Source organism: Novosphingopyxis sp., assembly GCF_965218915.1.
Taxonomy (GTDB): Bacteria; Pseudomonadota; Alphaproteobacteria; order Sphingomonadales; family Sphingomonadaceae; genus Novosphingopyxis.
On record NZ_OZ244708.1, the window covers coordinates 1,516,363 to 1,531,616 of the forward strand.

Sequence of the window (15,254 nt, forward strand, 5' to 3'; positions counted from 1 at the left end):
ATCAACTTTCCCGCGGACCGTTGCCGGTGTTGAGACCACCGCCATCGCGGGTTCTTTCCGCGGCGAACGGGCTCGCGACGATTTGCGAGGGTCTCGCCTTCGCCGTCGCCGCGTCGGCATGGCCGCCCAGCGCCTCGCGCGCCAGCTCGCCGATCCCGCCGATCGATCCGATCAGCTGCGTCGCCTCGACCGGGAACAGGATCGTCTTGGCATTGGGCGAGGTGGCGAAGCCGGCGATCGCCTTCACATAATCCTGCGCCACGAAATAGTTGAGCGCCTGCGGATTGCCGTCGCGGATCGCCTCGGAGACGACCTGCGTGGCCTTGGCCTCCGCCTCCGCCTCACGCTCGCGTGCTTCGGAATCGCGATAGGCGGCCTCGCGGCGGCCCTCGGCGGCGAGGATCTTGGACTGCTTCTCGCCCTCGGCGCGCAGGATGTTCGAGGCGCGGTCGCCCTCGGCGTCGAGGATCTGCGCACGCTTGATCCGCTCGGCCTTCATCTGGCGGGCCATCGCTTCGACGATGTCGGCGGGCGGGCGGATGTCCTTTATTTCCACGCGGGTGATCTTGACGCCCCAGGGTGTGGTGGCATCGTCGACAACATGCAGGAGGCGCGCGTTGATTTCGTCGCGCTTGGACAGGGTTTCATCGAGGTCCATGGAGCCCATTACGGTGCGCAAGTTGGTGGTCGTGAGGTTCAGGATCGCGTTGTACAGATCGGACACCTCGTACGCCGCCTTGGGCGCGTCGAGCACCTGGAAGAACACCACGCCGTCGGACGAGATCATGGCGTTGTCCTTGGTGATGATCTCCTGCCCCGGAATGTCGAGCACCTGCTCCATCATGTTCACCTTGCGCCCAACGCCGTAGAAGAACGGCGGCACGAAGACGAGGCCAGGGGTGGCGGTGGTGGTGTACCGCCCGAAATGTTCGATGGTGTAATGATAGCCCTGGTGGACGATCTTCACGCCCATGAGGCCGTAGACGATGACGAGTAGCGCGATGGCGCCGACCAGATAAAGCACCTTGAAAACCTCCTTTGCCGTGGCGGCGATTTTGCGGCAAAGGGTTAGCGATGAAAAGCCTTATTCGATGAAAGAGCGATCGGGGATGACCGCGGAAGCCGGCCCGAAGCTTCACCATGTGCGTTCGGCGCTGTTCGTGCCCGGCGGTCGGCAAGGTGCGCTGGACAAGGCGGCGGGACTGGCGGCGGACATGATCGTGGTCGATCTGGAAGACGCCGTCGCTCCCGATGCCAAACGCGGCGCGCGGGCCATCGCCGCCGATGCGATCCGCGGCGGCTTCGGCGGCGACAAGCTGATCGCGCTGAGGATCAACGCGGCGGGCACCGACTGGCACAATGGCGATCTGGAGCTGCTCGATGGCCTGCCGGTCGATTATGCGGTGCTTCCCAAGGTGGGCGATCCGGATGCCGTCGATGCGCTGAACGGGCGGCTGTCGGTGCCGGTCCTGGCGATGATCGAAACCGCCGCCGCCATCTACGCGGCGCGCGCCATCGCCGCGATGGAGCCGGTGGCGGGGCTGCTCGCGGGCACCAACGATCTGGCGCTCGATCTCGGTGTCAGGGCCGGGCCGGGCCGCGAAGGTCTGGAGCTGGCGTTGCAGACCATCGTGCTGGCGGGCGCGGCGGCGCGCAAGCCGGTGTTCGACGGCGTGTGCAACCGGCTCGACGATGCCGATATGCTCGAGCGCCAGTGCGTGCAGGGCCGCGCTTATGGCTTCACCGGCAAAACGCTGATTCATCCCGGCCAGATCGAGACCGCCAATCGCCTGTTCGCGCCGGACGAGGCCGAACTCGATCGTGCCGACGCGCTGATCGAGGCATCCAAGGGCGGCGCGGCGCGTTTTCGCGGCGAAATGATCGAGGATCTGCACGTCATCGAGGCCAGGAAGCTGCTCGCGCGGGCGGGGAGGCGAGCCTGACCCCTATGTTCCGGCGCGTTTTGCCATTTTTCCTGTTATGTGTCGCATCACCGCTCCATGCGGAGCCGGGACAGTCGGCTGTTACCGGGGCGGTGACGCCGGGCGATCTGCGTCCGCACATCGCCTATCTGGCGAGCGATGCGCTGCAGGGCCGCGCGCCGGACAGCGAAGGCGGGCGCATGGCGGCGCATTATATCGCGACCGAGTGGAACGCCGCGGGACTGCAGCCAGGCGCGGAGGACGGCGGCTGGTATCAACCGGTGGCGATGGTGACGCGCAAACCGCTGCTCGGCAGCATCCGGTTCAACAGTCTCGACGGCAAACCGATCGCGATTCCCGAGCGCTCGCTATTGCTGTCGGGCCGCGAGCCGAGCGACGAACTGCGCGGAGTCCGGCTGGTGTTCACGGGATACGGTATCGCGCCCGGCGCACCCTTGCCCGAGCTCAAGGGCAGGCTCGCGCTGATGCTCGCTCACCATGCCGATGGCGACAAGCGCAATCTCGCCGAGCGGGCGGCCGTCCTGGCCGCGGCGGGCGCGGCGGGCGTGATCCTGATCTTCGATGCCGGCGACCCGGTCAGCCGCTTGCGCGAGCCCTGGTTCCACCCATCGAGCGAGCTGGCCGCCGCCGACGCGCAGCGCCCCGTCTTCTACGGCGGGATCGGCGACGATGCGGCGCGGCGGCTGTTCGCGGCGTCGGGCGACACGCTGGTCGAGGCGCGGCTGCGCGCCGAAGACAACCGCGCGATCATCGAACCGCTGGCGATCACCGCCGATCTGTCGACCAGGAGCGAGATCGAGCATCTCGACAGCAACAATATCGTCGGCAAATTGCCCGGCGCCGATCCGGCGGCGGGCGCGGTGCTGTTCCTGGCGCATTGGGACCATCTCGGCCTGTGCCGGCCCGCAGGCGCGCCCGATCGCATCTGCAACGGCGCGGTCGACAATGCCAGCGGCGTCGCGGTGCTGATCGAGGTGGCGAAGCGCCTGGCCAAGACGCCCCCGCTCGACCGCGACATCTATTTTCTGGCGACCACCGGCGAGGAGATCGGCCTGCTCGGCGCCAAGGCGTTCGCCGAACGGCCGCCGGTGCCGCTGGACAAGATCGTCGCGGCGTTCAACCTCGATACCGTGGCGGTCGGTCCGGCCGGCGCGCCGGTGGCGATCATCGGCCGCGGCCGGACGCCGATCGCCGGCGACGTCGCCAAGGTCGCCGCGTCGATCGGCCGCGGCGTCGATGCGGACGACGACGCCAATGCCTATATCAGACGCCAGGACGGCTGGATGCTGCTGGACAAGGGCGTGCCCACGGTGATGGCCAACGGCGCCTTTTCGGACGGCGCGCGGCTGGAGGCGTTCATATCGGGTGCCTATCACACGCCCGGCGACGAGCTGACCGACGACACCGATCTGTCCGGCGCGGCGGAGGATGCGGACTTGCATGTCGCGCTGGGCCGCTATTTCGGGGATGAGGGCCGTTATCCTGGAAGGTAACACTCTGAATTCAACGTCATCCCGGGCTTGACCCGGGATCCAGGGTCCAGCGGCAGTTCCATCTCGCCCTGGATCCCGGATCGAGTCCGGGATGACGCAACAATTTGGCGATTATGTACCTTGCAAACCCGTTTCATTTTTCATCACCCCAGCGTCATTTTTTCGTCACCCCAGCGGAAGCTGGGGTCTCGGGCGGGATTGCCATGAGGCCTGAGATGCCGGCTTTCCGGGTCCCAACAAAGTACTACTTTGTTGGGTGCACTTTCGCCGGCATGACGAACGAAGAAAGGCGGAGCTATGCCGTTTCTGAGTTTCCATCCGACTGGGTTTGCAAAGCACATGATCGCCAATAATCTGGCGGAACCGACAGGCCGGGCATGACAGGGACTGGCGAACCCCACCAACCGCCGTTACATGGACCGCCACGCAACCCCCGGCAGGCAGCACCCGACATGATCGATATTCCCCTCGGCCTCACCTTTGACGACGTGCTGCTGCAGCCCGCCGCCTCCGATCTGGTGCCGAGCGAGGCGGATACGAGCACCTACATCACCAAAGCGATCCAGCTCAACATCCCGGTGCTGTCGGCGGCGATGGACACGGTGACCGAGGCCAGCATGGCGATCGTCATGGCGCAGCTGGGCGGGCTCGGCGTGCTGCACCGCAATCTCTCGATCAGGGAGCAATGCGCCGCCGTGCGGCAGGTGAAGCGCTTCGAATCGGGCATGGTGGTGAACCCGATCACGATCCAGCCGGGCGCCACGCTGGCCGAGGCGCAGGCGATCATGGCCGAGAACCGCATCTCGGGCATCCCGGTGGTGGAGAGCGACGGCAGGCTCGTCGGCATCCTCACCAATCGCGATGTGCGCTTCGCCGAGAATCCGGACCAGCGCGTGGCCGAGCTGATGACTTCGGATGATCTGGCGGTTGCCCCGGCGGGCGTGACGCAGGAGGAGGCCAAGCGCCAGCTGCACCAGCGCCGCATCGAAAAACTGCTGGTGGTCGACGATGCCTATCGCTGCGTCGGCCTGATCACGGTCAAGGATATCGAAAAGGCGGTGATGAACCCGGAGGCGACCAAGGACGGCAGCGGCCGCCTGCGCGTCGCCGCGGCGACCACCGTCGGCGACAAGGGGCTGGAGCGCACCCGCGCGCTGATCGAGGCGGGCTGCGACGTGATCATGGTCGATACCGCGCACGGCCACAGCAAGATGGTCGGCGAGGCGGTGAGCGCGATCAAGCGGATGTCGAACGAGGTGCAGGTGGTCGCCGGAAACGTGGCTACGGCGGAGGCGACCAAGGCGTTGATCGACGCGGGCGCGGACGGCGTGAAGGTCGGCATCGGCCCGGGCTCGATCTGCACCACGCGCGTGGTCGCGGGCGTCGGCGTGCCGCAGCTGACCGCGATCCTGAACAGTTCCGAAGAGGGCCGCAAACATGGCATCCCGATCATCGCCGACGGCGGCCTCAGAACCTCGGGCGACGTCGCCAAGGCGCTGGCGGCGGGCGCGTCCTGCGTGATGGTCGGCTCGCTGCTCGCGGGCACCGAGGAAGCGCCCGGCGAGACGTTCCTGTATCAGGGGCGCAGCTATAAAAGCTATCGCGGCATGGGCTCGGTCGGCGCGATGGCGCGCGGCTCGGCCGACCGCTATTTCCAGCAGGACATCACCGACCAGATGAAGCTGGTGCCCGAAGGCATCGAGGGCCAGGTGCCGTTCAAGGGCGCCGCGCGCGACGTGGTGCACCAGCTGGTCGGCGGGGTGAAGGCGGCGATGGGCTATACCGGCAGCCGCACGATCGAGGATCTGCGCGCCGCGAAGATGGTGCGGATCACCAACGCCGGGCTGCAGGAAAGCCATGTCCACGACGTGGCGATCACCCGCGAGGCGCCGAACTATCCGACGCGGTGAAATCTATCCACGGCGTGGGATGAGGCGGGTCTTCTGCTCGCCTCTCAGGCTGCCATAAAATCAGCCGTCATCCCGGGCTTGACCCGGGATCCAGGGTCCAGCGGCAGTGCCATCTCGCCCTGGATTCCGGGTCAAGCCCGGAATGACGTATCTTGGGAGGGGCGCGGAAGTGCAGCATTGCATCCGCGGTCTTAGCATCCAACCCAACAGCAAATCGCTGTCCTACATCGCCGCTTTTGATTATCCTCCGATCATGCCCATCGACACGCCTCGACTCCGCCGCCGCGAGCGGCATCATTCATTCATTCGAAGCATCACGAAGATGAACGACATTCTCTCCCTGGACAGTGTGACCCGTGTGACCTTGCGCATTCTGCAACCGGGGTCGGCATGACCCCCGCCGCCCGGGTCCAATCCGCAATCGACCTGCTCGACGAGATCATCGTCGCCGCCCGCGACGGCGGGCCGGCGGCGGACGTGATTGCCCGGCAGTTCTTCAAGGCGCGGCGCTATGCGGGTTCCAAGGATCGCCGCGCGGTGCGCGATCTGGCGTGGAACGCGATCCGGCGGTGGGGCGATCGGCCCGCCAGTGGGCGCGCGGCGATGATCGGCATGGCCGCGGCGCAGCCCGAACTGGCGGCGATGTTCGACGGGGCGGGGCATGGTCCCGCGCCGATCGAACCCGGCGAAGCGACGGCGAGCGGACGCACGATCCCCGGCTGGCTCCTGAAACGCTTCGCCGCGCCGGTGCGCCGCGAGCTCGATGCGCTGCTGGAGCGCGCGCCGCTCGATCTGCGCGTGAACCGCCTGAAGGCCGCGCGAGACGAGGCGCTGGAGGCGCTTGCCGGCCTCGGCGCGGAGGCGGTCGAGAGCGCCCCCGATGCGCTGCGCCTGCCGGAGGGTAGCGATGTCCTGTCCACCGCCGCCTACCGGGAAGGACGGGTCGAGATCCAGGACCTCGGCAGCCAGCTGATCTGCCAGGCGAGCGGCGCGCGGCCCGGCATGACCGTGCTCGATCTATGCGCGGGCGCGGGCGGCAAGACGCTGGCGCTCGCCGCGCTGATGGAGAATCGCGGACGGCTGATCGCCGCCGACACCGACCGCCGCCGTCTCGGCCAGCTGCCCGAACGCGCGGAGCGGGCCGGGGCGAGCATCGCCGAGACGCTGCTGCTCGATCCGGGCAAGGAAGCCGACGCGCTGGCCGCGATGGCGGGAACATGCGATGTCGTGCTGGTCGATGCTCCCTGCTCGGGCACCGGCACCTGGCGCCGCAACCCGGAGACGCGCTGGCGGCTGACGCCCAAGCGGCTGGAGGCGGTGACCGCGCTGCAGGTGCGGCTGCTGAAGGTCGCCGCGACCATGGTCGCGCCGGGCGGCCGGATGGTCTATGCCGTCTGCTCGCTGCTGGACGAGGAGGGCGCGATGCAGGCGGACCGGTTTCTGGAAGATCATACGGGTTGGAAGGCGCCGGGCCAAGCGGGTCCCGGCCGCGTTCATGGGAAGGGAACTTTGCTCGATCCGTCCCATGACGGGTGCGACGGCTTTTATTTCGCCTGCTTCTCGCCCACATGACGGCAACACGCGAATCAATCCGGGATCTGATCATGCGCTTTTCACCTGCCGCCATCGCCCTTTCGCTCGGCCTCGCCATGGTCTCGAGCGCCGGTCTGTCGAAGCCGGACATGCCGGATGTGAACCCGCGCGCGCTGGCGCTGGCCGACCGGGCCGCGGCCGCGGCGTCGTCGGGCGATTACGAGGGTGCGATCGGCCTTTACGAGACCGCGCTGACGGTCGATCCCGCCTTTCAGCAGGCGTTCGTGTCGCTCGCCGACATCGCGCGCGCGCAGGGCTTGGACGGCAAGGCGATCCGGCTCTACCGCGAGTCGCTGAAGCGCGATCCCAATGACGAGACGGCCTTGGCGGGCGAGGGTCGGGCGCTGGCCGAGCGCGGCGCGCTGGAGCGCGCGCGCGAGGATCTGGCGCGGCTGCGATTGCTCTGCCGGACGCGCTGCGATGTCGCCGACGCGCTGTCGCTGGCGATCGACCAGGCCGCGGCGCGGCCGGTGCGCTCGGCCGAGGCGGTGACGCCCGCGACCACGGTCGAGGAAGCCGAGCGGCGCGCCGAGGAACGGCCCTGACCGGCCGGCGCGTCAGATGAGCGGGCCGAACTCGTCGACGATGTCGCGGTAGAGCTTGCGCTTGAACGGCACGATCAGCTGCGGCAGTTCGTCCGGATCGGCCCAGCGCCAGGCGCGGAACTCGGCATGATCGGTGGCGATGTCGACGTCGCCGTCCTCGCCGTCGAAGCGCATGAGGAACCAAGTCTGGCGCTGGCCGCGGAACCGGCCGCCCCAGATCCGGCCGAGCAGCTCGGGCGGCAGGTCGTAGAACAGCTCCGCGCTGGAGCGCGAGACGATGGCGACCTTGTCGGCCGCGATGCCGGTCTCCTCGGTCAGTTCGCGCAGGGCGGCCTGCTCGGGCTCCTCGCCTTCGTCGATCCCGCCCTGCGGCATCTGCCAGGCATCGCTGCCCGGATTGTCGAGGCGCTGGCCGACGAAGACCTGACCCGCCTTGTTGGCGAGCATGATCCCGGCGCAGGGGCGATAGGGCAGGTCGGCGGCGGCGGTCATCGATCGATCCCGATGTCCGCCAGCGTCGCCTTCATCAGACCGAACAGCTTGGACACATCCTCCTGCGTCGAGGGGATCGCCTTGCGCAGGGAGATGAAGCCGTGGATATTGCCCTCGGCCATCATCTCGCGCACCGGCACGCCCGCTTCGCGCAGCCTGGCGGCATAGGCCTTGCCCTGATCGCGCAGCGGATCGAGCGAGGCGGTGGCGATCACCGTGGGCGGCATACCGGCCTGCGAGAGATGGAGCACGTCGTTGCGCTCATGCCCGCCTTCGGCGGCATAATGTTTGCCGAACCACGCCATCGTCTCGCCGGTCAGCAGAAAGCCCTCGGCGCATTCGCGCAAGCTCTCATAGTCCGAACCCGAATCGACCACGGGATAGATCGGGAACTGCGCGATCACCGGCACCTTCGCAGGCTGCCGCATCAGCGCCATGGTGGTGACGATCGCCAGATTGCCGCCGGCGCTGTCGCCGCAAGGGATCAGGCCGGTCGGTCTGAAGGGCAGAGCCTCGGGGTTGGACGCAATCCAGCGCGCCGCAGCTTCGCAATCGTCGGGCGCGGCGGGGAAGGAGTGTTCGGGGGCGAGGCGATAGTCGACCGCGACCACGGGAAGATCGAGCGCTTTCGCCAAGCTGGTGCAGAAAGGATGGTGGCTGTCCAGATCGCCGATGACGAAGCCGCCGCCATGGATGAACAGGAGCACCGCGCTGTCGCCGCGCTCGGCCCGCGCGTCGTAATAGCGCAGCGGGATGCGGCCCGCGGGGCCGGCGCAGTGCATGTCGGCGATCACCGCCAGCTCCTCCGGCGGCAGATCCGCCAGCGGGGTCAGCATGCCGAACGCCTGCCGCGCCTCGCCCGGCGTGCCCTCATGCGCCGCCTTACCGCCCATTTGTTCCAGCATGTCGAGGAAATTGCGGACGTCGCCGCGTACGGTGAGATCGGCCATGGGCGCTCCTTTGGCTGGCTGCGGCCTTCACTGGCCAAGCGGTCGGGCGCTGTCAAAATCTAATCGGCGAACCGCAGGCTTTGCGGGCCACAGATTTTCTAATTTGCGGAAGGGGCCTGCCTGTCCTACTTCCGGGCCATAGCAAACGGATGATATGAAAGGCCGGGCATGGCTACGGCACTGAAAGAGACGAGCAGGGCGCAGAGCGCCGAGCGCATCGTGGTGCGCTTCGCGGGCGACAGCGGCGACGGGATGCAACTGACCGGCGGGCAATTCACGCTGTCCTCGGCCATGGCCGGCAACGACTTCGCCACCTTCCCCGATTTTCCGGCCGAAATCCGCGCGCCGCAGGGCACGCTGTTCGGCGTTTCCGCGTTCCAGATCAATTTCGGCTCGACCGCCGTGGAGACCGCCGGCGATCGCCCGGACGTGCTGGTGGCGATGAACCCGGCGGCGCTGAAGACCAATGTCGGCAGCTTGCGCGAGGGCGGCCTGATCATCGCCGACACCGGCGAGTTCGGGAAGCGCAATCTGGACAAGGCGAAATACGAGACCAACCCGCTCGAGGACGGCAGCCTCGCGCCCTATGATCTGCTGGCGTTCGACATCAGCGCGCTGACGCTGGAGGCGGTGAAGCCGTTCGGGCTCGGCAACAAGGAAGCGCTGCGCAGCAAGAACATGTGGACGCTGGGCCTGGCGCTGTGGATGTTCGACCGCGACCGGCAGCCGATCGTCGACTGGCTTCACGCCAAATTCGCCAAGAAGCCCGATATCGCCGAGGCCAATATCGCCGCGCTCAACGCGGGCCATGCCTATGGCGAGACCGCCGAGATCAGCGGACCGCTGAAGCAGCACCGCGTCGATCCCGCGCCCGCTGAACCAGGGCTCTACCGCACCGTCAACGGCGCCGAAGCGGTTGCGCTGGGCCTCGTCGCGGGCGCGCAGCTCGCAGGCCTGCCGATGTTCTTCGGCGGCTATCCGATCACGCCCGCCTCGGCGATCCTGCACCATCTCTCGCGGCTGAAGGAATTCGGCGTCACCACCTTTCAGGCCGAGGACGAGATCGCCGCGATCTGCTCGGCCATCGGCGCGAGCTATGCCGGGCAGCTCGGTGTCACCAGCTCGTCCGGTCCCGGCATCGCGCTGAAGGGCGAGGCGATGGGCCTGGCGATCATGACCGAGCTGCCGCTCGTCATCGTCAATTCGCAGCGCGGCGGTCCGTCCACCGGGCTGCCGACCAAGACCGAACAGTCCGATCTCTACCAGGCGGTGTTCGGCCGCAACGGCGATGCGCCGATGCCGGTGGTCGCCGCGCGCTCGCCCGTCGACGTGTTCGACTGCGCGATCGAGGCGGTGCGGATCGCGGTTGAATATATGACGCCGGTGATGCTGCTCACCGACGGCTATATCGCCAATGCGGCGGAACCTTGGAAGGTGCCGGACATGAACGGCTATGCGCCGTTCGAGGTGCGGTTCCTGGAGGATGTTCCCGAGGGCGGTTTCCAGCCCTATGCGCGCGACGACAAGCTCAAGCGGCCCTGGGTCAAGCCCGGCACGCCCGGCCTGATGCACCGCATCGGCGGCATCGAAAAGGCCGCCGGTTCGGGGCATATCGATTACAGCCCGGAAAACCATGCGCAGATGACCGCGATCCGCGCGGCCAAGGTCGATGGCGTACAGAACTCGATCCCCGATCAGGAGGTGACGCTGGGCGAACCGGTCGGCAAGCTCGCCATGGTCGGCTGGGGTTCGACCTTCGGGCCGATCCACCAGGCGGTGCGCCGCATGCGCCGCGACGGCCATGACGCCAGCCACATCCACATCCGCCATATCTGGCCGATGCCGCGCAATCTGGGCGATCTGCTCAAGGGCTATGACCGGGTCATCGTGCCCGAGATGAACACCGGCCAGCTCAAGACGCTGCTGCGCGACCAGTTTCTTGTCGACGCGAAGCCGCTCAACAAGATCACCGGCCAGCCCTTCACCATCGCCGAGATCGAGCTGGCGATCGAGGATGCGCTGGCGGGGTGAACAGCCGTCAAGTCATCAAGCTCATCGAACAGGCTGGGTGGCGATTTCAATCCTCCCGCGGCAGCCACCACCAGTTCACGCATCCGATGATACCGGGTAGAGTGACTGTCGTTCACGCTAAAAAGGATGTAAGCATCGGAATGTTGAAATCGATCGAGCGGCAGTCGAGCGTCAAATTGCGAAAGCGGTGAACATGGAACGTGTTTATTATGGAGCGATCTCCAAGGGCGAGGGGTCGTATGGCATAGTTTTCCCTGATTTCTGGGGCTGTGTGTCGGCGGGCGATAGTTACGACGAAGTGATCGCGATGGGGCATGAAGCCTTGCAGTTTCACATCGAAGGTATGTTGGATGATGAAGACCCCATACCGGTTCCTTCGCAAGTAACTTTGGATAGTGTTGCGGCCGAATTGGCCGATCCCGACGAGATGAAGGAGGCGGGAGAGCGGTGGATCGCGGTTGTGCCTATCCTGGTCATTGTCCCTGAAAAGAACGAACCTCGTCCGATCGTCATGGACGCCGACCTGCTGCGCAGCGTCTATTCTGCCGAGCCGAACGCCCGGCGTTTCATCGAGGATGCCGTGCGACGGCAACTTTCCGAACTGAAGAAGTCCGCCTGACCGTGAACGACGACGACAATTACCGCCCCAAATCGGTGCTGCCGCTGATCCTGATGCTCATCGTGGTATGCTTCCTCATCTGGAAACTCTATTCCTAAGCGAGACTGTTTGCCATGAACGACATGACCCCCGTTACGACGACGCTGAAGGATTGGGAGACCGATCAGGAAGTGCGCTGGTGCCCCGGCTGCGGCGACTATGCGATCCTGAAGGCCGTGCAGCGCACCATGCCGCAGCTCGGCGCCGATCCGTCGAACACCGTGTTCATTTCCGGCATCGGCTGCTCGAGCCGCTTTCCCTATTATATGGAAACCTACGGCTTCCACACCATCCACGGCCGCGCGCCGGCGGTGGCGACGGGGGTGAAGCTGGCCAACCCCGATCTCGACGTGTGGATCATCACCGGCGACGGCGACGGGCTGTCGATCGGCGGCAACCACATGATGCATTTGCTGCGCCGCAATCTGGACTGCCAGATCATGCTGTTCAACAATGAGATTTATGGCCTGACCAAGGGCCAATATTCGCCGACCAGCCGCGAGGGTACGACGACGCCTTCGACGCCGTTCGGATCGGTCGACCATCCCGCCGAGCCGTGCAGCTTCGCGCTGGGATCGGGCGCACGGTTCATCGCGCGCGGGTTCGACGTGTCCAAGGACCTGCCCGAAGTGCTGAAGGCGGCGCACGCGCACAAGGGCGCGGCGTTCATCGAGATCTTTCAGAACTGCATCGTCTACAACAAGGACGTGTTCGGCGAGTTCACCGAGAAGAAGAACGCGGCGACCGGCCAGCTCTGGCTCAGCGATGGCGAGCCGATGCTGTTCGATGGCGGCGCCAGGGGACTGAAGCTCGATGGCGAGACGCTGACGCTCACCGTGGTCGATGTGGCCGATGGCGACTGGCGGGCGGCGGGCGTGCGCGTCCACGACGTCAAGAACCGCATGATGGCGCAGATGCTGGTCGAGATGCCGTTCGGACCGTTTCCCAAGGCGCTGGGCGTGCTCTACGACGATCCGCGCGCGACCTTCGAGAGCGCGGTGGTCGAGCAGATCGCCGAGGCGAGCCAGGGCAAGACGCCCGATCTCCAGCGGCTGGTCAGCAAGGGCCAGACCTGGACGGTGACGGACCCAGGCCCCGATCTTTAAGATCGGCAGTCCGCCATGGACAATTTCACCCATTCGCTCACCGGCTGGGCGTTGGGTCAGACCGGGCTGAAGCGCAAGACCGGGCTCGGCCTGACGGTACTGATCCTGGGCGCGAACATGCCCGATATCGATGTGCTGGCCGAGCCGTTGTTCGGACTGCCCAGCATCCAATATCATCGCGGCTTCACCCATGGCATCGGCGGCGTGCTGACGATGCCGCTCCTGCTGGCCGGACTGCTGTGGATGCTTGATCGCTGGCAGAGAAGCAATGGCGAGCGGGCGCCCGATGCGCGCTGGTGGCGGCAATGGCACCGCCGCCCGCTCGGCCGCGATCCGGTGCGCTTCGGCTGGCTGGTCGCGCTGGCCTATGCGGGCACGCTCACCCATCCGCTGCTCGATTTCACCAACACCTACGGCATCCAGCTGCTCGCGCCGTTCAGCGAGCGGTGGTTCCATGGCGACACGCTGTTTATCATCGACGTATGGATATGGTCGGCGCTCGCGCTGTCGATCTGGCTCTCGCGGCGCTGGGAAAAGGCACGCCGTCCCGAATGGCGTCGCCCGGCGATTGCAGGGTTGGTGGCGGTCGTCGCCTATATCGGCGCGAACGCGGCGCTGTCCCATGACGTGGAAAGCGGCACGCGTGCCCTGGCGCAGGCCCGCTACGCTATTGTCCCGGACTTCCTCATGGCCGGTGAGGAGCCGGTAAAATTCTGGCGGCGCGAGACGATCTGGCGGCGCGGTAACACCCTCGGGCGCACATCCTATGATGCGCTCGGCGGCCGGATGACCAGCCTCGGCGAGCCGGTCGACACCGGCATGAATGATCCCGCGATTGCGATCGCTGCCCGTCAGGACCGGCAGCTGGCGGCGTTCCTCAACTGGTCGCTCGTGCCGACGGCGCGTGTCGAGCGGCACCGAGGCGTCACCGCAGTGAGCGTCGGCGATGCACGGTTTGCCGATCCCCGCACCGCCGGCAACTTCTCCCGGCAGGTCACGTTGGAGGAACCGGAATGAGCGATCCCGTCATCTGGCCCGTTATCCTGTGGCTGCGCCGCGACCTGCGCCTGTCCGATCAGCCCGCCCTGCGCGCGGCGGCGGCGGCGGGGCCGGTGATCCCGGTTTTCGTGCTCGACGATGCGCGGGCGGGGGATCACGAGATGGGCGGGGCGAGCCGCTGGTGGCTGCATCACAGCCTGGCGTCGCTCGATGCGGACCTGCGGGAGAAGGGCAGCCGTATGATCCTGCGCGAGGGTGATTGCGTCTCCGTGCTGAGCGCGATTGCTGAGCAGCATGCGGTCAGGCAAATCCATGCCCTGCGCCATTACGAACCCTGGTGGGTGGAAGCCGAAAGCGAACTCGCCGCCGAGCTGAAGGACGATGTCGAGCTGTGCCTGCACGACGGCAATTATCTCGCGCCTCCCGGCAGCGTCACCACCGGGTCGGGCGATCCGTACAAGATCTACACGCCGTTCTGGAAGGCGCTGAAGGAACAGATGCCGCCCGAAGAACCGTTGCGCGCACCGCAGTCGATCGACGCGCCGACCGAATGGCCGGACAGCGACGATTTGGACGACTGGAAATTGCTGCCCACCGATCCCGATTGGGCCGAAGCCTTCGCCGATCTCTGGACACCGGGAGAGACCGCGGCGCGCGAGCGCGTCAACGCCTTTGGCGCGCAATCGTCCGATTATGACGAGGCGCGCAACCTGCCCTCGCAGGACGGCTCCTCGCGGCTCAGTCCGCATCTGCATTTCGGCGAGGTCTCGCCCGCCTATGTCTGGCACCGCATCAGGGATGCGACCGGCGACGCCACCGTCTTCCTGAAGGAACTGGCATGGCGCGATTACGCGCAGAACGTGATCATGCAGTTCCCCGATTACGGCCGCCAAGGCTATCGCGAACGGTTCGAAGATCTCGAATGGCGCGATTTCCGCTCGGCCACGGTCCGCGAGGAGTTCGACCGCTGGACCAGGGGCAGGACCGGCTACCCCATCGTCGACGCCGGAATGCGGCAGCTCTGGAAGCATGGCTGGATCCACAACCGGGTCCGCATGATCTGCGCCAGTTTTCTCATAAAACATCTGCTGATCGACTGGCGTGAGGGCGAGAAATGGTATTGGGACTGCCTGCTCGACGCGGACTATGGCAACAATGCCGTGAACTGGCAGTGGATCGCGGGGACCGGTGTCGACAGCAATATGTTCGTGCGCATCATGGCGCCGCTCAGCCAGTCGGACAAGTTCGACGCGGGTGCTTATATCCGCGACTATGTGCCCGAGCTCGCCGACCTGCCCGATGATACGATCCACGATCCGGAGGAAGCGGGCTGCCGTCCGCACGACTACCCGGCCAAGATCATCGGTCACAAGGACGCGCGCGAACGGGCGCTGGCGGCGTACAGGAAGATCAAGGATTGAACCCCCGGTTTGACGTCCGCCGGGCCTTTCCATATAAGGGCAGGGCATTCTAATTGGAGCAAGACCGGTGGACAAGAGCAGCTTCTGAACTTCGAAGCCCGGGCCGCCATAGG

At 66.3% G+C, this 15,254-nt stretch carries 14 protein-coding genes; 11 read left to right on the forward strand and 3 right to left on the reverse strand.

The features are described 5' to 3' along the window. Position 1: 1 nt before the first annotated feature. Complete coding sequence (locus ACOQPC_RS06955) at positions 2-973, reverse strand: SPFH domain-containing protein (RefSeq protein ID WP_420608091.1); 972 nt, start codon at positions 971-973, stop codon at positions 2-4. A 136-nt stretch (positions 974-1,109) separates the two neighbouring features. Here ACOQPC_RS06955 and ACOQPC_RS06960 point away from each other — a divergent pair, with 136 nt between their 5' ends. The 5 genes from ACOQPC_RS06960 (at position 1,110) to ACOQPC_RS06980 (ending at position 7,484) form a co-directional block, all read left to right on the forward strand. Beyond that, entirely contained in the window at positions 1,110-1,943 is an 834-nt protein-coding gene (locus ACOQPC_RS06960; RefSeq protein ID WP_420607912.1) for an HpcH/HpaI aldolase/citrate lyase family protein, read from the forward strand. Positions 1,944-1,948: 5 nt separating this feature from the next. Further along, positions 1,949-3,436, forward strand: coding sequence for a M20/M25/M40 family metallo-hydrolase (locus ACOQPC_RS06965; RefSeq protein WP_420607913.1), 1,488 nt, complete (start codon positions 1,949-1,951; stop codon positions 3,434-3,436). A 455-nt stretch (positions 3,437-3,891) separates the two neighbouring features. Next, positions 3,892-5,346 carry an IMP dehydrogenase gene (guaB, locus tag ACOQPC_RS06970; RefSeq protein ID WP_420608092.1) on the forward strand — a complete coding sequence of 485 codons (1,455 nt, stop codon included), beginning with the start codon at positions 3,892-3,894 and terminating at the stop codon, positions 5,344-5,346. Positions 5,347-5,736: 390 nt separating this feature from the next. Next, positions 5,737-6,918: an RsmB/NOP family class I SAM-dependent RNA methyltransferase gene (locus ACOQPC_RS06975; RefSeq protein ID WP_420607914.1), complete on the forward strand. Its 1,182-nt coding sequence runs from the start codon at positions 5,737-5,739 to the stop codon at positions 6,916-6,918. 32 nt (positions 6,919-6,950) lie between these two features. Further along, positions 6,951-7,484 carry a tetratricopeptide repeat protein gene (locus ACOQPC_RS06980; RefSeq protein WP_420607915.1) on the forward strand — a complete coding sequence of 178 codons (534 nt, stop codon included), beginning with the start codon at positions 6,951-6,953 and terminating at the stop codon, positions 7,482-7,484. Between the two features lie 12 nt (positions 7,485-7,496). Here ACOQPC_RS06980 and ACOQPC_RS06985 read toward each other — a convergent pair whose 3' ends face one another. Next, the gene (locus ACOQPC_RS06985; protein WP_420607916.1) at positions 7,497-7,976 is read right to left on the reverse strand and encodes an RNA pyrophosphohydrolase; all 480 of its coding nucleotides are present in this window, start codon (positions 7,974-7,976) and stop codon (positions 7,497-7,499) included. Next, positions 7,973-8,926 carry an alpha/beta hydrolase gene (locus tag ACOQPC_RS06990; protein WP_420607917.1) on the reverse strand — a complete coding sequence of 318 codons (954 nt, stop codon included), beginning with the start codon at positions 8,924-8,926 and terminating at the stop codon, positions 7,973-7,975. Before ACOQPC_RS06990 ends, ACOQPC_RS06985 begins: the two co-directional genes overlap by 4 nt. 168 nt (positions 8,927-9,094) lie before the next feature. Here ACOQPC_RS06990 and ACOQPC_RS06995 point away from each other — a divergent pair, with 168 nt between their 5' ends. From ACOQPC_RS06995 to ACOQPC_RS07020, 6 genes are all read left to right on the forward strand, one after another. Then, entirely contained in the window at positions 9,095-10,957 is a 1,863-nt protein-coding gene (locus ACOQPC_RS06995) for a 2-oxoacid:acceptor oxidoreductase subunit alpha (RefSeq protein WP_420607918.1), read from the forward strand. Further along, complete coding sequence (locus ACOQPC_RS07000) at positions 10,954-11,148, forward strand: type II toxin-antitoxin system HicA family toxin (RefSeq protein WP_420607919.1); 195 nt, start codon at positions 10,954-10,956, stop codon at positions 11,146-11,148. Before ACOQPC_RS06995 ends, ACOQPC_RS07000 begins: the two co-directional genes overlap by 4 nt. A 2-nt stretch (positions 11,149-11,150) precedes the next feature. Further along, positions 11,151-11,576, forward strand: a complete 426-nt coding sequence (locus ACOQPC_RS07005) for a type II toxin-antitoxin system HicB family antitoxin (RefSeq protein ID WP_420607920.1) — start codon at positions 11,151-11,153, stop codon at positions 11,574-11,576. A 113-nt stretch (positions 11,577-11,689) separates the two neighbouring features. Next, positions 11,690-12,721, forward strand: coding sequence for a 2-oxoacid:ferredoxin oxidoreductase subunit beta (locus ACOQPC_RS07010; protein WP_420607921.1), 1,032 nt, complete (start codon positions 11,690-11,692; stop codon positions 12,719-12,721). A 15-nt stretch (positions 12,722-12,736) separates the two neighbouring features. Continuing rightward, positions 12,737-13,738, forward strand: coding sequence for a metal-dependent hydrolase (locus ACOQPC_RS07015; RefSeq protein WP_420607922.1), 1,002 nt, complete (start codon positions 12,737-12,739; stop codon positions 13,736-13,738). After that, positions 13,735-15,141 (forward strand): cryptochrome/photolyase family protein, encoded by a 1,407-nt coding sequence (locus ACOQPC_RS07020; RefSeq protein ID WP_420607923.1) that lies wholly within the window; start codon positions 13,735-13,737, stop codon positions 15,139-15,141. Before ACOQPC_RS07015 ends, ACOQPC_RS07020 begins: the two co-directional genes overlap by 4 nt. Positions 15,142-15,254: the final 113 nt, after the last annotated feature.